16 protein-coding genes are annotated in these 20,621 nt (G+C 62.2%); 8 read left to right on the top strand and 8 right to left on the bottom strand.

What is annotated here, in order from left to right; translation table 11 throughout:
• Position 1 precedes the first annotated feature (1 nt).
• Positions 2–1,798: an oligosaccharide flippase family protein gene (locus AC1RTO_RS18545; RefSeq protein WP_493162311.1), complete on the bottom strand. Its 1,797-nt coding sequence runs from the start codon at positions 1,796–1,798 to the stop codon at positions 2–4.
• 332 nt (positions 1,799–2,130) lie between these two features.
• Between AC1RTO_RS18545 and AC1RTO_RS18540 the strand changes: the two genes are divergently transcribed.
• Positions 2,131–3,858: a hypothetical protein gene (locus AC1RTO_RS18540; protein WP_493162310.1), complete on the top strand. Its 1,728-nt coding sequence runs from the start codon at positions 2,131–2,133 to the stop codon at positions 3,856–3,858.
• Positions 3,859–3,937: 79 nt separating this feature from the next.
• Here the strand turns inward: AC1RTO_RS18540 and AC1RTO_RS18535 are convergent, their stop codons facing one another.
• Both AC1RTO_RS18535 and AC1RTO_RS18530 read right to left on the bottom strand, forming a co-directional pair.
• Positions 3,938–5,188: an acyltransferase family protein gene (locus AC1RTO_RS18535; protein WP_493162309.1), complete on the bottom strand. Its 1,251-nt coding sequence runs from the start codon at positions 5,186–5,188 to the stop codon at positions 3,938–3,940.
• A gap of 168 nt (positions 5,189–5,356) precedes the next feature.
• Positions 5,357–6,814: a hypothetical protein gene (locus AC1RTO_RS18530; RefSeq protein ID WP_493162308.1), complete on the bottom strand. Its 1,458-nt coding sequence runs from the start codon at positions 6,812–6,814 to the stop codon at positions 5,357–5,359.
• A 498-nt stretch (positions 6,815–7,312) separates the two neighbouring features.
• Between AC1RTO_RS18530 and AC1RTO_RS18525 the strand changes: the two genes are divergently transcribed.
• Positions 7,313–7,825 carry an acyltransferase gene (locus tag AC1RTO_RS18525; RefSeq protein WP_493162307.1) on the top strand — a complete coding sequence of 171 codons (513 nt, stop codon included), beginning with the start codon at positions 7,313–7,315 and terminating at the stop codon, positions 7,823–7,825.
• Positions 7,826–7,955: 130 nt separating this feature from the next.
• Here the strand turns inward: AC1RTO_RS18525 and AC1RTO_RS18520 are convergent, their stop codons facing one another.
• Positions 7,956–8,789: an FkbM family methyltransferase gene (locus tag AC1RTO_RS18520; protein WP_493162306.1), complete on the bottom strand. Its 834-nt coding sequence runs from the start codon at positions 8,787–8,789 to the stop codon at positions 7,956–7,958.
• Positions 8,790–9,066: 277 nt separating this feature from the next.
• The gene (locus tag AC1RTO_RS18515) at positions 9,067–9,963 is read right to left on the bottom strand and encodes a glycosyltransferase family 2 protein (protein WP_493162305.1); all 897 of its coding nucleotides are present in this window, start codon (positions 9,961–9,963) and stop codon (positions 9,067–9,069) included.
• A gap of 127 nt (positions 9,964–10,090) precedes the next feature.
• Here AC1RTO_RS18515 and AC1RTO_RS18510 point away from each other — a divergent pair, with 127 nt between their 5' ends.
• The 6 genes from AC1RTO_RS18510 (at position 10,091) to rfbA (ending at position 16,167) form a co-directional block, all read left to right on the top strand.
• Positions 10,091–11,092, top strand: coding sequence for a glycosyltransferase family 2 protein (locus tag AC1RTO_RS18510; RefSeq protein WP_493162304.1), 1,002 nt, complete (start codon positions 10,091–10,093; stop codon positions 11,090–11,092).
• 196 nt (positions 11,093–11,288) lie between these two features.
• The gene (locus tag AC1RTO_RS18505; protein WP_493162303.1) at positions 11,289–12,605 is read left to right on the top strand and encodes an NAD(P)-binding protein; all 1,317 of its coding nucleotides are present in this window, start codon (positions 11,289–11,291) and stop codon (positions 12,603–12,605) included.
• A gap of 131 nt (positions 12,606–12,736) precedes the next feature.
• Complete coding sequence (gene rfbC, locus AC1RTO_RS18500) at positions 12,737–13,300, top strand: dTDP-4-dehydrorhamnose 3,5-epimerase (protein WP_493162302.1); 564 nt, start codon at positions 12,737–12,739, stop codon at positions 13,298–13,300.
• Positions 13,301–13,312: 12 nt separating this feature from the next.
• The gene (rfbB, locus tag AC1RTO_RS18495) at positions 13,313–14,362 is read left to right on the top strand and encodes a dTDP-glucose 4,6-dehydratase (RefSeq protein WP_493162301.1); all 1,050 of its coding nucleotides are present in this window, start codon (positions 13,313–13,315) and stop codon (positions 14,360–14,362) included.
• A 45-nt stretch (positions 14,363–14,407) separates the two neighbouring features.
• Complete coding sequence (rfbD, locus tag AC1RTO_RS18490) at positions 14,408–15,301, top strand: dTDP-4-dehydrorhamnose reductase (RefSeq protein WP_493162300.1); 894 nt, start codon at positions 14,408–14,410, stop codon at positions 15,299–15,301.
• Positions 15,298–16,167 carry a glucose-1-phosphate thymidylyltransferase RfbA gene (gene rfbA, locus AC1RTO_RS18485; protein ID WP_493162299.1) on the top strand — a complete coding sequence of 290 codons (870 nt, stop codon included), beginning with the start codon at positions 15,298–15,300 and terminating at the stop codon, positions 16,165–16,167. Before rfbD ends, rfbA begins: the two co-directional genes overlap by 4 nt.
• 41 nt (positions 16,168–16,208) lie before the next feature.
• On the opposite strand, the gene AC1RTO_RS18480 is transcribed toward rfbA, so the two are convergent.
• The 3 genes from AC1RTO_RS18480 to AC1RTO_RS18470 all read right to left on the bottom strand — a co-directional run bounded on the left by AC1RTO_RS18480 (position 16,209) and on the right by AC1RTO_RS18470 (position 20,533).
• Positions 16,209–17,222, bottom strand: coding sequence for a glycosyltransferase (locus AC1RTO_RS18480; RefSeq protein WP_493162385.1), 1,014 nt, complete (start codon positions 17,220–17,222; stop codon positions 16,209–16,211).
• Between the two features lie 115 nt (positions 17,223–17,337).
• Complete coding sequence (locus AC1RTO_RS18475) at positions 17,338–18,852, bottom strand: lipopolysaccharide biosynthesis protein (protein ID WP_493162298.1); 1,515 nt, start codon at positions 18,850–18,852, stop codon at positions 17,338–17,340.
• 547 nt (positions 18,853–19,399) lie between these two features.
• The gene (locus tag AC1RTO_RS18470) at positions 19,400–20,533 is read right to left on the bottom strand and encodes a glycosyltransferase (RefSeq protein WP_493162297.1); all 1,134 of its coding nucleotides are present in this window, start codon (positions 20,531–20,533) and stop codon (positions 19,400–19,402) included.
• Positions 20,534–20,621 lie beyond the last annotated feature (88 nt).

Genomic DNA, 20,621 nt, shown 5'->3' with positions numbered 1-20,621 from the left:
ATCAGGTGTTGAAATCGTCGATCGATCGCGCCCGGGTCACCGCGGCGAACGGGATGGGGCCGTCGACGCTGGGCGAGCGACGATCCCGGTCATGCGGTTTCCACCGTACGGACTTGCCGAGCACGCCGAGATCGATCTCGACGAGCATGAGGTTGCGCTGCCCGACGAAATATTGCCGCGCCACGCTGCCGATCTCGCCGGCCACCGCAAGGCTGCCCGCGGAGGGCCGCATGATGAAGTTTCCGTCGGCCTGCCATTTCGTCCACTGGGGAATGGCGAGGATCAGATACACCAGATCCTGCCGCGGGGTACGGCGCCGCAGGCGCGCCCGGATCTGGGAGACGACGACGGCCTCGATCCCGCCCGATGCGCCACCGGCGGCCCACAGGCCGAACAGGGTCGCGAGATAGCCGCTGAAGCCGAGCGTCGCCACCGCGGCCAGCTTGACCAGCAGGAGTAGGCCGTCGGTCGCGACCAGCCACGGCCGCAGCGCCATCAGGATTGCGGCGAGCACGATGCCGCCGGCGACGATCCGCCACGACCCGGCGAACTGGCGAACGAGGGGCAGGCCGATCAGCCGGCGGACGTACAGCATCGCGATCAGCGCAGTGACCAGCGCCGTCGCCATGCGCGCACCGATGACGCCCGTTACCCCGAGCGCGGCTGCGCCGAGCAGCATCAGCGGGAGTTTGACGACCAGTTCCCACACGCTGAGGCGCAGGAAGACGTTGGTGCGATCGAGTGCCATCGCGAGCGGGATCAGCGGCGACACGAACAATGGCGGGATCAGCGACAGCGCCAGCCATTGCAGGACCGGCACGGCTTCCAGCCATTTACCGCCCAGCGTCAGCCGCACCGCCGGGTCGGCCAGCAGGCTCAACCCGGTCATGATCGGCAGGCCCAGCGCGAAGACTGCCGCAGCCGCCTTGATATAGGCGGCGCGCAGGCGCGTACGGTCGTCCCTGACATGCGAGAAGGCCGACATCAGCGGCCGCATGATCGGCTTGATGAGCGCCTGTTCGGGCAGGTAGGCGAGGTCGTTCGCCAGCGAGAACTGCCCGAGCCGTTGCAACGACACGAAGCGGCCGAGGATCAGGCGATCGCATTGCCAGTTGATCGCGCTGACCAGCTGCGAGGCGGTGGTCCATCCGAGGAACCCCGCGAAGATGCGCCAGCCCTCCAGCGACAGCCGTGGCCGGTACGGCGCCGCGATATAGGAGGAGACGAGCATGCCGACCGGCGAGGCGATGATGCCGACGACCAGTGCCCAGTGGCTTTGCAGACGATAGGCGACGATGACCGAGGCGGTGAAGGCGAGGACCTTTCCCGCCAGTTCGATGATGAATTCGCGCCGGAAGTCGAGATGGCGCGCGTAGATCGCCAGCCGCGGACTGAGCAGGCCGCGCGCGATCGGCGCCATGCCCAGAATGAGGATGATGAGGACGAGTTCGGAATTCCGGTAGACGATCGAGAAGGGCACGGCGAGCGTACCCAATAGCACCGCCAGCACGAGCCCGCGCAGCGCGCCGACGGTGAAGGCCGTATCGAACATGCGCGACGACAGCGTCGGCAGCCGGACCAGCACCTGGTTGACCGGTAGCTCGAGTATGGCCTCGACGATGAGGATCAGTGTCATCGCCACCGCGACCAGCCCGAATTCGGTCGGTTTCAGCAGGCGTGCAAGCAGCAGCAGCGTCGTCAGATCGATCAGCTTCGTACCCAGCCGGGCGCCGATCAGCCAGGCTGCCCCCACCGCTGCCCGGCCACCAATGTTCTGCGACGATTGCTCGCCTGTCATGGGCTCCATTTCCCTGCCGGATTGTGCGACGCTAGAGCGATATCGAGCGGCTCCACAAGCGGATTGCCTGTGGCAGAAGTGCGCCACTGTCAAAAAATCCGACGGCCTGCCTGCCGGTTGCGCGGTCCCGTCGCACAGGACGGGCCCGCCGGACGGCGAATTCGCTTCACCGGGCCGGCCCGGCACCAAATCTTGTTAACCGTCGGATGGTAAACCCCGGGGACATCTGGGGTGAGCTGGTGATGCGTAAGACGTTGAATGGATGGGCGATTGCAGCCCTGCTCCTGCTGGGTGGATGCGGCGGAGGCGGTGGTGGCGCAGATGTCGCCTCCGTGGCGACCCCGCAGGCGGTGGCGACCTCGACCCCCGTGGCGGTCGTGCCGGCGGTGACCGTCACGCCGAACCCGATGGTGATGGGCGTCGCGACCGCCTTCGATCAGCAGGGGTGGGATTTCTCGATCCTCGATACGGCCAGGTCGATCGGCGCCACCACCATCCGCGACGGCGTGCAGTGGAAGAATATCGAGACCACCCCCGGCGTCTACCAGTTCACTGCCAACGGCGGCACCTATCTCGACACGCTGACCCAGAAGGGGTTTGCGGTGACCTTGCTGATGACGGACAGCAATCCGCTCTACGACGGTGGCAACACCGTCTATACCGATGCGGGTCGCGCCGCTTATGCCCGCTATGTCGTCGCCACGCTGAACCGGTTTCCCGGCGTCAAGGCGATCGAGATCAGTAACGAATACAATGCGTGGAATTTCGTCAGCGGTCCCGTTCGCGACGAGGGTTATGGCCCGCGCCAGAAATACTATTTCGAGATGCTGCGCACCGTCTATCAGGCGGTGAAGGCGAGCCGTCCGGACGTCAAGGTGCTGGGCGGCGCGGCGCTGTCCATCCCCGTCGGCTATTTCAAGCCGCTGTTCGAGCTCGGCGCGCTCAACTATATGGATGGCCTGGTCGTCCACCCCTATACGACCGAGCCGGAACAGTTCGAAAAGCAGATCGCGATCCTGCGCACGGCGATGGGATCGACGCCGCGGCCGATCCACGTCACCGAATATTCGCAAGGGCTGGACAGCGTCGCCGACACCGCCAGCTATCTCGTCAAGAGCGTCGCGGTGATGGCCACCGCCGGCATCGCCGAAGCCGACTGGTACGCGCTGCGGCAACAGGGGTCGGCGAACGATATCTGGTACAAGAACGTCGCGCTCACTTCGTTCGGCGGGCAGATCCTGCCACCGGGACAAGCCTACAAGGTGCTCAGCCAGCAGGTGCTCAGCAAGGGCGCGAGCACCCGGATCGCGATCGACGATTTTACCTACGCCTATCAGTTCGGCCAGCATGCGATGGTGATCTGGGGCGAGCCGCGCAGCCTGACGGTCACCGCGTCGGCCCGGTTCTACAATGCGCAGGGCGTCGAAATCGCGAACCCGGGGTCGATCACGACCGGCGCCCCGGTCATCGTCGTCAGCGACACGCCGCTGGTCTATGGCAGCAACGTCACGCTGGGCGCGACGCAGCTGGTCGCCGACAGCTTCGACCAGTTCGACTATAGCAACGACCTGTCCGGTCCTGCGAAGTTCGAAGGGCCATGGTCCTATTACGCCTATGGCACGCGCGACCAGAAGTTCGATCCGATGTACACCCAGGGTGGCGGCGAGATCAGCAGCTCGGACTGGACCCCGCACATCGGCAGCAACTGGCTGCGCCCGTTCAACATCAGCGCCCGCCAGCTCAACCCGGTCGACTTTGGCACGGCTGCCGCGCCCAACGTCTTCAAGGCGGTGCTGCGCTATACGTCGCCGTCCAGCGGCAGCTTCACCATCAGCGGGCCATGGGACGTCGCGAGCGGCTCGGCGGACGGGGTCGACCTGACCGTACAAGTCAACGGCCAGTCGCTGTTGTCGACCACGTTCAACGGGCATTACGACATGAACCTGAAGGGCGTCGCGCTCAGGATGGGCGACGTCGTCAATATCATCGTCGGCACGAACAAGACGGTGGCCGGGGGCGACAGCACGACGTACCGGGTCAGGATCCACAAGGCGGGCTAGCAGCGGCCGGTCAGGCCGACGGGCGGGGTTTCCGGTTGTGGTATTCCCCGGCCTTCTGCCTGTCGGGTGGTAGCCCGCGTTACGTGCTGCGCCGTGACGCTCGGACTCGCACAGCCATATCGCGCACGCGGGCATCGATACGCTGCAATCTGCGGCGCAATCGGCCCAGAGCGCTCAGGAAAGGCCGCTCGATCAGCCGCTCGAAGCCATAGGCCAGCGGGATCATCATGCCCGACGCCACCAGAGCCACCGCCACGGACAGCGGCACATTGTCGGGAAGCCGGACGATCAGACCGGCCAGCACCGTGTCGATCAGCGGCACGTGGATCAGATAGAGGGGGAAGGAAATCGTCCCCAGGAAAATGGCCCATCGCTGCGAAAAGAAGCCTCTGGCCCGTGGCGATTGCATGGTGCCATAGACGATCAGCCCGGCCGCCACCGGATAGAGCAGCCCACCATGATGACGGAACTGGAAGGCGTCGGGCAGGCCACCGAAGCCGAACCGTGCGGCGGCATCTCCGCTGAACGCGCCGATCGCCGCACCCGCGACCAGTGCGGGCATCGGCCACCGTGCGGGCAGTCGATCCATCGACCATAATTCGTGCAGCACGATGCCGACCACGAACGCCTCATATTCGTAGCGATGGACCACGATCGCGGCCACCGCGAACGCTGCGGTCGCGACCATGCGAAGCATGCGCCCGGGGCAGAGGCAGATCGCGAAGCACATCAGCGACCCGAGCAACTCGGGCTTCATCGTCCAGAGGACGTTGTTGAACTGCGATCCGCCGCGAACGAAGATCAGGACGGTGCCGTCCAGCAGCGCCGATCCGAAACCCGGAATGTCGCCCTGATGGATATAGCCCAGCCAGGGGCTGCCGGTGCGCTGTTTGAGCGCCGTGGCGGCATCGGGCATCTGCGTCAGCAGCGCCCAGGCGATGACCACGCTGATCGTGGCCGGAACCGCCAGCCGGAGGTATCGGATCGTCACATCGATCCAGAGCGGATTGCGTTTGCGCAACGTTGCCGCCGTGACGACGAAACCGCTGAGGACGAAGAAGACGAGTACGGCGAAACTGCCGTTCCAGGCAATGGCAACGGGCGTGTAGGCGATCCAATGGGCACCGGGATATTGCTCGGGCACCATGCCGGGCACCAGCGCCGACAGCAGGTGGAAGATCACGACGATCAGGGCGGCGAGCCCCCGCAGGCCGTCGAGATGGTCGAGCCGCTCGCCGACGGGACGGGCCCTGACCGGGCGGGGGGCATGCCGGATGTCATGGGTCGCGGCCGCAGACGGCGCAATGTCGGATAGTCGGGAGGGCGGCAACACAAAGCTCCTGATCTCGATCGACCGACACCCCGGACGAAAGAGCGGGCGAAGAGGGCGCGCGGCACGTCCTGCGACACGATGGACCGCGCGTGACGCCACGACGGGTTATCTGGCGGTGGAGCCGGCCGGGCCCATCGGATCAGATACCGCAGACCGCATATCCGGCTATCGTGCGAGAGCCGTTAACGCTGCGTCGTCGGGCGCCGGACGCTCCGTCGCTTCCCACGGTGCCGATATCGTGACGCGCTGTCGCCGCAACGCCAGCGCCACGGCGGTGAAGGCGGCGAAATCCAGACCGGGATCGCAGGTCGGCGCGGCGATCGACGCGGGGATCAGGACGCCGATGGCGGCCCAGGCTGCCGCTGCGCCGATCATCGTATCCCCACCGAAGCGCTGACCCTCACGCGATCCGCAATAGGTCGATATCCGCAACGGCTTCAGCGCCCGAATGATGTGGCAGATCAATACCGTCGAACCGAACAGGCCGACGGACCCCAGCATCGCCGTCGCGAAACTCGACGACCGGAAGCTGCCCGGCCCGATGCCGATGCCGTTCGATACGAAGAACGCCTCGATCCCCGTTCTCGCCCAGAAGGCGCGTTGCAGCGCGGAATCGCTGTCCTGCTTGTCGATCGTTGCCGACCGCAGGATCTTTATCGCGAGATCGAGCGCCGCGGGAAACACGAAGGCCAGGATGCTGGCCAGCAGGACGACGAGCAGCAGCCCCGCCATCAGCGTGAGCACTTTGCGCAGATCGAGATATTGCGGCAGCACCGCGCCGCGCAGGATCAGGATCAGGATATAGGCGCCGAGCGAGACATAGGCGGTCGACGAGGTGGAGCAGAACAGCACCAGCCCCATCGCCAGCGCTGCCGGCCCGGTACGCCTGGGCATGACGTCGCGCAGCCAGCATTCGGTCAGGAACACGAACCAGCCGAAGGCGAAGCTCGCATAGGCAGACGGTTCGGTAAAAATGCCGGTGATGCGGACGATGCCGAAGGCGGTCTGGTTGGTCTGGTTGTAATTGGCGTTGCGCATGAAATCGACGAACAGGTCGAACGGCGTCCCCTTGAGAACCGCCGCCAGCACGCCCAGCGAGATGTGGATCCACGCGACCACCACCGCCATCTTGACGTAGCGCTGTGCCGACGCCTTCTCCTGCATGGCGACATAGGCGATGATGCCGACGAGGAACGAGCCTATCATGTAGAAGGATACGGTGAAGTTCTGCGGCGACGGGGCCAGCGGTACGGTATCGAACAGCGATCGCGCCCGGCCGGTCGCGCGCAGCGCCGGCACCCAGATGTCGTTGCGAAAGACGACGGGGGCAAGAACCGCTGCCACGACGCCATACAGGCAGTACAGCCCGAGGAAGATATTGGCGCGCAGCGCCTCGCCAGCCTGCTGCAGACGTCCGCTGCCCGGCAGCACGATCCGCGCCAGGCCGAACAGGACCGCGAACTGCGAGGGCGGAATGGACGACCCGCCCGGCAGGGTCATCGCTGCCGAGCCCCCGAGCAGCGAACAGGCCATCATCAGCAGCAGCATCTCCATGACGCCGGCGCGAAACAGGATGACGATGCCTACGGCGGCAATGATCAGTCCGAAGAGCGTCAGGCCCATGTCACCGCGGCCGCACAGGCAGGAAGATCGTCAAAATTCCCAGCTTCCCCACTTTATTCGCCCCACCGACCGGTTCGCGCGGCCCATCTTTCGTCAACACTTACCGTGCATGGCGACCGTCGCTATCGGATGGATGCCGGCAACCATAGCTCATGTCCGTCCGGTGGCAAATTGGATAAGGGGGACGTCCGGCCCTGTGCTGCCAGTAAGTCGATGCGACGATCGCGCCTGCATTTCCTCTGATCCAGGGCGGGGTTTTACCTATCAGGGGGCGAACGAAGCGACCGTTCCGGGCATCGAGACGGGCGTTGCCGACCAAGTATAGCGAGTATGTTTCGAATAAGACCCGTCGTATCAGTCATATTGTTCGATGCGATGGCTTTAAATCTGAGGTTTGCGATTTTCTTGGTCAAAAATCGGGTCGAAAATCGTAATATATGATTCTGTTAGCAGGGCGGCAACGGCATGGTGTACGCAAGACGTACCTTCCAATTGATAATGGTGTATCTCTTCAACAAGATACCAAACCTTAGCGTCCTGAACGGCGTCAGGGCGTTCGTGCTGCGTCGGGCGGGAATGAAGATCGGGAAATACTCCCATATATCCAGTCCGCTTGCGGTGGAATGCAGTCTAAGGGACGAGACGCTGGCCGGGATAGAGATCGGGGACAGGACATACCTCAATTCCGAAATCCGGATCTCGTGCCGGAAGTCGAGGGTCGTGATCGGCAACAGATGTATGATCGGCCCTCGCGTCTGCTTCGAGACGGCAACGCACAATCAGGTCATCAATGATTATTCCCATCAGGCCGATGAAACTAGGCACACGTTTCACCATGAGATCAGGGTCAAGGATGGCGCCTGGATCGGTGTAGGGTCGATCATATTGGGGGGTGTCACGATCGGCGAGCAGTCGATCGTCGCGGCCGGATCGGTCGTGGTGAACGATGTGGAAGACGGAACGATCGTCGGGGGCGTGCCCGCCAAGTTCATCCGCCGGATCAACGGTTGATCGCATTGCCGTGCGGTCGCTCCGCAAGGCGCAATCCGGCTACGTGTTCGCCATGCTGCGGATGTCGCAGGGAACACGGATCGGTAGCAAGGTCCGGCTTGAGGTGACCGAAGACGCCGGTCGCCAGCTGCTAGGCGTCCGGCGCGACGATCGTCGGTACCGATGAGCTTCTGAGGGCCTTGGCTACGTACCAGGCATCCCATTGCGAGAATTCCGGAAACACCCGCATGTACCCCCTGGATTCGAGCAGGGCCTGAATCTTCGCGTCGGTTTCGGCATTCGTCTCGACGGAAATGAGATTGAACGCATAGTCGAAACTGAAGCCTTCAAAAATGGCGAGTTCGCTCCCCTCCGTGTCGATCGATATATAATCGATCATCTTCGGCGCTGCGTAGCGCGCGAGCATGTCATCGAGAGAAATCGTCTCGATCTCGATCTTCTTGCCCGTCTGCCGGGTGGCCGCAAAATGGTCCGAGGTCGCAAACGCTTCGATGCCACTGAGCTCGGGATCGGAATTCTCGGTCGATATGAACGTCACGCGTTCGCCCGACCGACCGGAGACGCAACGCGTTTCGAAGTCCGCGCCACGATTGGTCCTCAGCGCCGCATGCCAGAACGGGTTCGGTTCGGCGAGAATGCCGGTCCAGCCATATTGCTTCTCGAGGAGCCAGGTATTGCTGTTCTTGAGACCGTTGGTCGCGCCGAATTCGACGAAATAGCCGGACCGCTTTTCGTTCAGCTCGAAGCAGACCCAGAGATCCTGAAGGATTTGCGAGCGTGATTGTTCTCTTCTTCCCAGACAATAGGAAAGGAACTGCGTTTTCCTGTCGCGGATCAACGGCGCCACTTCGGCCCGGTCCAGCCGAATGGCATTGAACACAGTGCGCTGAAACGACGTATTCGTCGTGACGGCTTTACCGACTTTGGCAACGGTGCGTAACGCTGCTTTTTTCAGTCCATTCATGCCGGATCCCCCATGATACCATCTGCTACCGAACAATGGCACGAACCGGCCAAACGCAGTGCGGAAACGAACGTCGCTGCAACGCGACGATCTGCACCGGGCACTATAGTCTGTTATTAAGGCAGTCTTTTGAAAAGGCTACCGTTCTGTCAATCGATACGATGCGGAAATACGATAGCAGTATCGACAGAAACTATGAGAATGCTGCCTCGGGCGGGCTGCACCAAATAGTATTATCTGCTCGGATACACCATAAGCTGCTGAAAAAGCGTAATATTTACAGCTTTAGAATTTTGGTCGGGTCGACCCGGCCTTTTAGCACGTCCCATATCCCCAACCAGTTGCCGACCGCGCGACCACGCCGGTCGATCCAGGGTTCGGGATTCACGAGGCGGAGATGATTCTTGATCATGTTGCGCGTCGACATGACCAGAGCCTTGCGGCGGTTCATGCTGCCCTTGCGCGTCAGATAGATCGGATTGACGATCTGCGAATAGCCGAGGCGTTTGCCGCTTCCGCGTCCGTTCTTGACGCCCTGATGCACCCCGGCGAACCCGTCCGTCCGGCCCATCTTGCGTCCGCGGGCGACCCGGGCGGCGAAATCCACGTCTTCCTGCCAGGCATAAAGCGGCAGGTTCTCGTCGAACCGCTCCTCGCCGATCGCCTCGGCGCGAAGCGCCATGTTGCAGCCATACAGGCCGTCCCACAATTCCAGACTGGGCGCCGCTGGATAGGTGCCGCGCTCCCGCTCATGGCGCGCGACGATCGCAACGGCATCGTCGTAGCCGATGCCCTGGGTATTGATGCCATCGGCGAGCATCGTGCCGGTCAGGCCGACGACGTCGGGCATCAGTGCGAAGGTACGGACGATATCGGCGAGGCAGGTCGTCGTCGGAACATAATCGTCATCGAAGAAGGCGATGAACTCCGGATCGGTCCTGATCGCCGCCAGCGCGCAATTGCGCTGCTTGGTGAGGCCCATCGGGCAGCGGATGATCGTCAGGTCGGGCAAAGGACTGCCCGATCGATAGTCGGGGGTCAGGTCGTCATCGCCGGTAACGGCCCAGATCATCTCGAGCGGCTTTAGAGTCTGCCGTTGTATATGATCGGTCCAGCGGCCGAGCTCCTCGGGCCGACGCGCACTTGCAATGATTACAACGATGCCTTCGCTCATGATCCAGTGCTTACCATCTCTGTATGCATCGACCCAGAAAAATACACCGCCCGCGTCGGACGGGCGTGGAAAAAATTATGATATCGCCGCTGCGGAGCTATATGGGCGAGCATGTGGAGGGTGATTGGTGAAGACGCCACTAAAATTCAGCATCGTGATCGCGAATTATAATTACGGACGCTTCGTGGCGCGGGCGATCGACAGCGCACTTGAACTGGCATGGCCGGATGTTGAAGTGATCGTCGTCGATGATGGCTCCACGGATCATTCGAAAGATGTGATCGATGCCTATGAAGGCCGGATAAAGTCTATATTCCAGTCGAATTCGGGGCAGCTTGTCGCCAACAACGCCGGCTTTGCTGCAACGGATGGCGATGTCATCATTTTCCTCGATGCCGATGACATCCTTTTACCGGACATGGCGCGCGAAGTCGCCGCGGTATGGGGCCCTGCAGTCAGCAAGGTGCAGGTCCAGGTGCAGCGCGTCGACGAGAATGAAAACAACCTGAAGTCCGTTCTTCCCCGTCTGAACGGCGTTCCGTCGACGGCGCAGATACGGCAATGGGCCGCCAGCCTGAACGAATATCCCTCCCCCCCCGGATCGGGCAACGCCTATGCGCGGTCGTTTCTCGAGCGGGTATTTCCCATGGATTCGAGCCGGGACAGCTCGACGGATACGACCTGCATCGCCATGGCCCCGTTCATGGGCGATGTCATTACCATCGCCCGTCCGCTGGTGCTGTACCGGATGCACAACAGCAACGACAGCAACATGCTGACGAACGATAACAACTTCGGCCGCGAGGTGGAGCGTGCGGTCAAGCGGCTCGGCGCGGCACAGGATGCGAGCCGGATGATGGGCCTGACCCCTCCCGGTCGGCAGTCCCTGTTCCGAGGTACGCATTTGTTGCAGCTGCGTGCGGTGTCTCTCCGGTTGCGTCCGATGGATCACCCCCTGCCCGACGATTCCCGCATGACGGCGATGAAGGACGCCATCCTGATGCCCTTCCGTAGCGGTTTCGAGCCGCTCTATCGTCGGTTGATCATGGCGGCCTATGCGGGCCTCATCCTCACCATGCCGTTGACCATCGCACGGGCGCTGATCCGGAAGCGGTTCGTCAGGGCGTGATGCCGCATTCGAGGCGCTGACGTGCCCGGCGCCGGGGACCATGTGAATGGATCCGCCGTTCCATCCACCGCTGAAGCCACCTATACGCGCCAGACGATCGACACTCCAAACCGACCAAAATCCATGTTTTCAGGCCGAAAATAGCGTACGGAAATAGCAATCGTTGCTAAATTCGGCCGCCGGGGAAAAATTTCAAATGGAAGATGGCGTCTTGGATATAGCGCATGATGGCGATTACGATGCAATAGTGCTGGGTGCCGGGATAAGCGGTCTGGTCGCTTCTTCGGTATTGTTGGAAGATGGCGCGCGACACATATTGATCGTCGACAAGTACGAAAGTATCGGCGGCAATCATATCAATGTGAATATCAAAGGATATTCTTTCGATATCGGCAGCTACATATTCCAGGATGACTCGCCTTTGGTAAGGCATTTCCCGGAGTTGTTGCCGCATTACGTCGTCATCGATCCGGCCTGGCAGCGATTGAACCCCCAAGGCGTGGTCACCAAATATCCCATCTCTATAAAAGACGATCTGCTTGTTGCAGGTCCCGTCGAGTGGATCAGGATTGGCGCTTCGGTCGTATATTCCAGGCTGTTCCGGCGCAGGATGCGCAACGCAAAGGATTTTGCCCGTTACTGGATCGGCGCCCGTTTCCTGAAACGGTCCGGTCTCGAAGATTATATGAAGCGTTTCTATGGTCTGGCCCCCGAGAAGATCGACCTGAACTTCGCCAGGAAACGGATGGCGTGGATTTCCGAATATGCGTCGTTCGATAACCCGATGCTCAAAGTACGCCGGGAGGCCCGCCAAGGACCGTCAAACCAGCAACTTGCCCGGCCCAAAGAGGGGTTTCACCATCTCTATAAGGTTGCCGCAGACAAATTGGCATCGAGCGGCGTTGGTGTTTCATTGGGCACGACGATACGATCCATCGTCAAGACGGATGGCCTTTTCACCGTTGAAACCGATCGGGGTTGCTTCCGCGCAAAACGGGTCGTGTCGACCTTGCCGTTGCACACTGCCCTGCGGATCTGCGGCATTCCGTTGCGGGATAGTCTTCAGTCCGTCAGCCTGATAAGCCTGTTCTACAGCTTTGAAGGCACGCGCGGATTTTCCTCGTCGATATTGTACAATTTCTCGTTCGAAGGACCATGGAAGCGCCTGACTGTCTATTCGGACTTTTACGGACGCAACGAAGGGCGCGAATATTTCGGCGTCGAGGTCAATGCCGAGCATGTCGACGGGTCGATCGATATCGCCGACCGGCAGTTCAGAGCGCATGTCGCGGACAATGGTCTCTTCGACGGGGATCTTGTTCTGGAGGGAAGCCATGTGACGGCGAACGCCTATCCGATCTATGTCGATGGCGCGACGGAACTGGCGCAGGAGGCCGTACAGGCCCTGTCCGACTTCGGCGTGGAATCGATCGGCCGGCAGGGGCGGTTCGATTATCAGCCCACTGCACGAGACACGACGTTAAAGGCGGAAATGGCGCTGGCGAGGGAATAGGGCTTTCACCGCCGGATAATGCAAATGGTGATTGGACAACCTATGTTTGTTGTCCTGATTTGGGCGTGACGACCATCTGAGGGCCTCTAGAGAGTTGGAGTTTTAGGCGCTTACCAGTACCAAAGTGGTCCATGATCTCTCCTGTTCAGCTCATCACGCCCAAACGTCACGGCGACGCGCGCGGCTGGTTCACCGAGGTGTATTCCGTCCCGACGTTCGAGACGCTCGGCATCGCCTGCACCTTCGTGCAGGACAACCACTCGCTCTCCGTCCCCGCCTTCACCCTGCGCGGCCTGCATTTCCAGACACCGCCCCGCGGTCAGGACAAGCTCGTCCGCTGCATCCGCGGCCGGATCTTTGACGTCGCGGTCGACGTCCGCCGTGGCTCGCCAACCTATGGCCAGTGGGTCGGCGCCGAACTGTCAGCCGAGAACGGCCACCAGCTCTTCATCCCGATCGGCTTCGCGCACGGCTTCGTCACGCTCGAGGACGATTGCGAGGTGACCTACAAATGCTCGGACACCTATGCGCCGCAGAACGACGGCGGCATCCGCTGGGACAGCGTCGGCATCGACTGGCCGATCCCGGCCGGCACCACGCCCGAGCTAAGCGACAAGGACAAGGTTCAGCCGATCCTCGCCGAATTCGACAGCCCCTTCCCCTACCACGGTCGACCGCTCGCCCCCCTCGCCTGAAGGACACTCCCCATGCGCATCTTCGTCACCGGCGGGGCCGGGTTCATCGGCTCGGCGCTCGTCCGTCACCTCATCGAGCATAGCGAGCATGACGTGCTCAATTTCGACAAGCTGACCTATGCCGGCACGCTGACCACGGTCGAGCGCATCGCGGCCAGCAACCGTTATCGCTTCGTCCAGGGCGACATCTGCGACGCCGACGCGGTCCGCGCCGCGATCGCCGAGTTCAGGCCCGATATCATCACGCATCTCGCGGCCGAGAGCCATGTCGACCGTTCGATCGACGGGCCGGGCGCGTTCGTGCAGACCAATGTCGTCGGCACCTATACGATGCTCGCCGAGGCGCGCAGCCATTGGCTGGCCCTCGACGACGAGGCCAAGGCGGCGTTCCGCTTCCACCATATCTCGACCGACGAGGTCTATGGCAGCCTCGGCGACACCGGCCTGTTCACGGAAGAGACGCCCTACGATCCGCGCTCGCCCTATTCGGCGTCGAAGGCGGGCAGCGACCATCTGGTCAGCGCCTGGGGCCATACCTTCGGCCTGCCGGTGCTGATCACCAATTGCTCGAACAACTACGGTCCCTATCATTTCCCCGAGAAGCTGGTGCCGCTGATGATCGCCAAGGCGCTCGCCGGCGATCCGCTGCCCGTCTACGGCGCGGGCGACCAGGTGCGGGACTGGCTGTTCGTCGAGGATCACGTCCGCGCGCTGCAGGCGGTGTTCGAGCGCGGCACGGTCGGGCGAACCTACAATGTCGGCGGACATAACGAGAAGCAGAACATCGAGGTGGTGCACACCGTCTGCGCGATTCTCGACCGGCTGCGCCCGCGGGACGACGGTCGCTCCTATGCGACGCAGATCACCTCGGTCGCGGACCGCCCCGGGCACGACAAGCGCTATGCGATCGACGCCAGCCGCATCAACGACGAGCTCGGCTGGCGTCCGCAGGAGACGTTCGATACGGGGATCGAGAAGACGGTCGCCTGGTATCTCGCCAACGAGGACTGGTGGCGGCCACTGGTCACCGCCAAGGCCGCCGAGCGCCGCGGGGTCGCCTGACATGTCGGCCTGTATGATTGTCTACACGTCGGGAGATCGACGGCCATGATCCAGCGCGAGATCCTGATCACGGGCGCGGGCGGGCAGCTCGGCACCGAATTGCAGCGCTGCACCTGGCCGGAGGGCTGGCAGGTCACCGCGGTCGACGTCGCCGAGCTTGACCTGCGCGACACCGCCGCGATCCTGGCGCTGGTTGCCTCACGGCCTTGGTTGGTGGTCATCAACGGCGCCGCCTATACTGCGGTCGACAAGGCGGAAACCGACCGCGTCACTGCTTGGGCGGTCAATGCGATGGCGCCTGCCGCCTTCGCGCAAGGCTGCGCCGAGGCCGGAATTCCGCTAGTCCAGGTGTCGACCGATTACGTCTTTGCCGGCGACAAGGCGGGCGCGTGGGAGATCGACGATCCGGTCGCGCCGCTCGGCGTCTATGGCGCGTCCAAGCTGGGTGGCGAGCTCGCGGTCCGCACCAGCGGCGTGCGGCATGCGATCGTCCGCACCGCCTGGGTCGTGTCGGCGCATGGGGCCAATTTCGTCAAGACGATGCTCCGCGTCGCGGAGACGCGCGATACGCTCAGCGTCGTCGCCGACCAGCGCGGCAGTCCGACGGGGGCGGCCGATCTCGCCGCAGCGCTACGCACGATCGCGGTGCGCCTCGTCGAGGATGCGGATGCGCCGACCGGCACGTTCCACTTCAGCAACGCCGGCGACATCAGCTGGGCGGACTTCGCCAGCGAGATATTCCGCCAGTCGGCGTTGCGCGGCGGCCCGTCCGCGGGCGTCGTGCCGATCCCAAGCAGCGACTATCCCACCCCGGCCCGGCGCCCGGCGAATTCGCTGCTCAGCCATGACGCGATCCGCGCGGCCTATGGCATCGACCCGCGCGACTGGCGCATCGCCCTGAGCGACATCCTCGACGAACTGATCGGAACTGCACAGTGAAGGGCATCATTCTCGCCGGCGGGTCCGGCACGCGGCTGCATCCGGCGACGCTGGCGGTCAACAAGCAGCTGTTGCCGGTCTACGACAAGCCGATGATCTATTATCCACTGTCGGTGCTGATGCTCGCCGGCATCCGCGACGTGCTGATCATCTCGAGCCCGGAATATCTGGGCAATTACCGCAACCTGTTCGGCGACGGATCAGCGTTCGGGCTGACGATGTCCTATGCCGAACAGCCCAGTCCCGATGGCCTGGCCCAGGCGTTCACGATCGGCGCGGACTTCATCGGCGACGACCATGTCGCGCTGGTGCTGGGCGACAACATCTTCTTCGGCGCGCACCTCACCGACCTGCTCGCCAGCGCGGTCGCGCGGCCAACCGGCGCGACGGTGTTCTCCTATCGTGTCGAGGATCCCGAGCGCTACGGTGTGGTCGAATTCGGCGAGGGCGGCCGTGCGGTCAGCCTCGAGGAAAAGCCGGACGTGCCCAAGTCCAACCATGCGGTGACGGGCCTCTATTTCTACGACAATCGCGTCGTCGACTATGCCCGCAATCTCAAGCCCTCGGCGCGCGGCGAACTCGAGATCACCGATCTAAATCGCTTGTATATGGAGGCGGGCGACCTGTACGTCGAACAGATGGGTCGCGGCTATGCTTGGCTCGATACCGGCACGCACGACAGCCTGCTTGAGGCCGGCGAGTTCGTCCGGACGATCCAGCATCGACAGGGCGTGCAGATCGCCTGTCTAGAAGAAATCGCTTACCTGCAGGGCTTTATCTCGACAGACGAAGCGCGGGCGGCGGGCGAGCGGTTCAAGAAGACCGCTTACGGGCGCGCCATCCTGAACGCAGTCGACGGTCGTTAGACTTTACAAGTCCATAACGCCCCGACCGGGGTAATAAGAATTCAACTCGTGCGACTGATGAGATACTGGAGGTCCTTGAGCGCCGCCTGCGGGCGGAACCTGCGCTTGTGGATGGTCCGGTACGTGCCGTTGGCGATGTTGCGGAGCCAGTGCAGCCAGGCTCGCAGACCGTATGTCGCATAGAGCGCGTTGCGCGCGCGCTGCTGCTCAAGCGCGCGGTTCAGAAAATCAGCGGCGAGATGCTGGTCGTATTGCAGGCCTGCGGTGGCGGGATGATGGGCGATCCGGTCGAGCAATGCCTCCTGCTGTTCGGTGGCGAGAACGTAGCGATCGGATTCCTGCCGGGTGCGCGACCGGCTGCCGTTGCCAGATTTGGGCTTGGCGGCGCCAAAGACGTTGGCGCCATGCTGGCGGTAATCCACCAACGGCTCCGCGATCTCCCGCGTGCTGCCGACGAGATTGGCCAGCAGCAATATCCAGCGATCGTGCGCAAGCCGCGGATGGCCGGTGATATAATCGCTGACCCGCAGGTCAGGGGCGACGATCTCAAGAAGAACGCGCCGGAAGGTCATCGAAAAACCGAAGAATACGCCCCACGGACTGTAGCTGAGCGGCGGGCGGGTCCTGCTCTTGCCAATCCCCTGTCGGAAATGACCGATGACGGCGTCCTTGTCATCGATGAGCCGCGCCGCATGCGCGGTGAGGACGACCGCGGGATCGGCATCGAATTCGGTTTCGCATCGCTCGATCTTGTCGGCGCGCCACACGTCGTCCTGATCGCAGAAGGCGATGAAATCGCCTTTGGCGCGCAGCGATGCCTGGAGGAAATTCTCCCCGAAACCCAGATTCTGTGGGTTGAGGCGCACGTGAACGGGGAACGGCGCGGACTTCGAAAAAGCATGCGCAATGGCGAGCGTACGATCCCGTGATCCGTCGTCGGCGATGATGACCTCGAACGGCCGCCTCGTCTGCTGCGCGAGGCTGGTCAACAGCCTCTCGATATAGTGTTCTCCGTTATAGGTCCCGATCACGATCGAGGTCCGCGACTGGATCATAATATCGATTCGACCATTCGTAGTCCCGGCATGATGCCAGAGGGTGGTGAAGGGTATCGCACCAGTGGCCCGACTTCGACAAATTAATCGACGACAGGTTGGAGAATGGCGATCATCAGTGTGCCGTGGCGCGCGTCGGTAACAGCGAGGTAATCCGGCCAAGGACGAGTTGTTCGAATCCTGCCGGCCGACCGACAAGCGCCCAGAGCACCACAAGCGAGACACTGTAACTGGCCAGGCCCAGAAGACTGACGGCTAAAAGGCGAATGCCCAGGATCAGGCCACTCTCGCCATCGAGAAATGGCCTCAGCGCCAGCAGAACGATGACCAGTACCATGCCCGATATCACAATCCGCCAGATGGAGAACAACTGACGGGTGATGGGTTCGTGTATGATCTTGCTTATATAGTAGAGCGCAAATGTCGCGGTAATCAGAGACGATATCGCGCGCGCCCCGATTGCGCCCGGTATGCCGAAGAACAGGGCCCCTATCGCCATAAGGGGTATTTTCGACGCCGAGTCACTGGCGGTCTGACGCAGGATCAGATCGAACCGCCCCTTCGCCATCGCCAGAGAGGGAAACGGAGAGATGAAGAGCGGCGGGATCAAGGTCAGCGACAGCCACTTCAGCGTCGGAATGGCTGCGATCCATTTGCTGCCCAGTATGAAATGTACGGCAGGATCGGCGAGCAAACTCAATCCCAGCATCAAGGGCAATCCCACGGCGAGGATGGAACTCGATGCCTTCTGGTACGCCGATCGCAGGCGATCCAGGTCGTCGCCGATCAGGGAGAATGCCGACAGCAACGGGCGCACGATCGGTTTGATGAGCGCCTGCTCCGGGATGAACGACAGATCGTTCGCGAGCGAATAATTGCCGAGCTCCGCCCGCGTCACGAACCTGCCGAGCAGAAGCCGGTCGCACTGCCAGTTCAGGGCCGAAAGGAACTGGGAAAGGGTGGTCCATCCCACGAATCCAGAAAAATCGGACCAGTTGCCTAACGAGAAGCGAGGCCGATACGGTGCGAAGGCATAGGACAGCACGACGACGGTCAACGGGGAAACGATGATGCCGACGATCAGGGCGCGATAATCGCGAAAGAGCCAGGCAGCCCAGGACGACAGGATCAGCGTTACGATCTTGTTCCCGATATCGAGAACGAGCTCCCGTCGGAAATCGAGCCGCTTGACGAAAAACGACATCTTCGGGCTTATCATGCCGCGCATGACGGGGGCCAGGCTCAGAATGCCGATCAATAATGCGAGGCGCGGGTCCTGGTAGAAGCTGGCGAACGGAATGGCCAGAATCCACAACATTGCGGCAAGGGCTATTCCGCGCAAGGCACTGAGCGTGAAGGCCGTATCGATATGACCGTTCGTCACGACGGGCATGCTGATCAGGACCTGGGATACGGGCAGTTCGAACACCGCCTCGATCATCAGCACGAGCGTCATGGCGATGGCGATCACGCCGAAATCGGCCGGCGTGAGCAGTTTTGCCAGCACCAGCAGGCTGACGAAATCGATGCCCTTGCTGGCAAGCCTGACCAGGATAAGCCACGCGGCACTGCCTGTGGTTCTTCTGGTCAACTCGGCACTGTTATTGGGTGTCGGCTGATCCGGAATCATACGCGTGACACTTTCCGATACCACAACGGGAGGTACGAGATTCCCGTTTCAAAAATCTTATCGAGACGTACGGAACACGGCTGGATGCACAGGCGATGCGGAATACCGCAGGCCGTACAGATATATTGGCGTGCAGGCAGGGCTTATGGGTGCCGTCGTGTCGTAATGATGAATTGTGGCAATCCAATATCCCTTGTTACTCGCGACCACTCCGCTCCTGAACCGGCACGCTTTCCGCAATAGCCGTTCGCCCCTCCTATCGCGGCGCGGCGCCCAGCACTACAGCCATAAATGGGGTGCATGCTCCCGATCGGGGATTTCGGGTACCGGACGCCCCCGCCTCTATATTCCAGATACATGCGGGTAACGCAGGGACAATGCGCACGTCGCGTCCGTGAACGCGTTTGCGGCGCCGGCATGGAACTATCGCATTCCGTCGCCCACAACTTGAATGGCATGCAGGGTTTCGCGTTGACGCGGTGACGCTACCATCTGCGATAGGCCGGTGGCCCGGGGTGCTTATGCCCCGGATGCGCTCAGCGGCCGGTCAGCGCCCGACGGCTTCCAGCATCGCAGCATGCTGCGCGACGACATTGTCCAGACTGAACAGGGCGGCGGCATCTCGCCGCATGGTCCGATGCGCATCGGATCGATCGCCCTGTGCGAATGCCGTTATGGCTGCTGCCAGAGCGTCGACGTCCTCGGCGGGGACGATCGTGCCCTTCTCCGGGCTGTCTATCAGATCGCGGGGGCCGAAATCGCAGTCCGTGGCGATGACGGGCAGCCCCGCGCTCATCGCTTCCACGATGGCGACCCCGAAGCCTTCCCAGCGCGAGGCGCTGACGAAGCAATCGGCATTGGCGAGTTCGGCTGCCGGATCGGAGATCTTGCCGGCGAGCAGGACGTGATCGCGGACACCGAGCCGGTCGACCTGCGCGTTGAGCGCGTCGAACTCGCTGCCGTCGCCGATGATCGTGAGCCTGACGTCGTTGCGCTGTGCGAGCACCTTGGCAAAGGCGTCGATGAGCACGTCATGCCCCTTCTGCCGCGCAAGCCGCCCGATCGAGACGAAGGAGATGGGGCCGTCGTGCGTAACCGGGCGCTTAAGGTCCGAGAACTGGCGAACAGGATTGGGCAGATATTCGACCAACCCCGGCTTGCCGACGCGGCCATTGATATAGCGTGCGAGGCTGGGCGACACCGCGATCGCCTTGTCCATCCGCCGGACGATCGGCCCGAACAGGGAAAAGGCAAGCCGCGCCCGCAGCGAGCCGTTGCCTTCGACCTTCGGATTGCCGTGGAAATGCATTACGAACCGCGCGCTGCCGCCGTGCAGGCGATTAGACAGCCAGAGCAGCGCCGTCGGTTCGAACTGTGCCACGACGACGACGTCATACGTGTCCTTGCGAAGCCAGCGTGCGACACGAAAACCGAAGGAGCGCAGCTGCTCGACCTGTTCCCAGATGACTTTATACGGGAGTTCGCCGGCCAGTTCGGGATAGCGGTGACAATACAGCACCGTGACGTCGAGTTTTCCCCGATATTGCGTGGCGAGACCGCTGGCCAGTTCATGGACCACGCGTTCCATTCCGGCAAAATGGGGAGAAGGCGGCACGACGTACAGAATTTTCATGGCAGCGCCCCCTTCGGTTTTCCCGTGCCAGACATGGATTGCCGACACGGTCCGGATAATGGCCGGCAGGCATGTGGGCTAGCCCTTGTGCATGTCCATCGGCCAGGAAGGTTAAGATCGCGTTTGGTGTCTCATT

The sequence above is a fragment of the Sphingomonas sp. GW821-FHT10F09 genome (assembly GCF_058809195.1).
The sequence above is the reverse complement of the archived record's forward strand: the minus strand, read 5'-3'. Positions and strand labels throughout refer to the sequence as shown.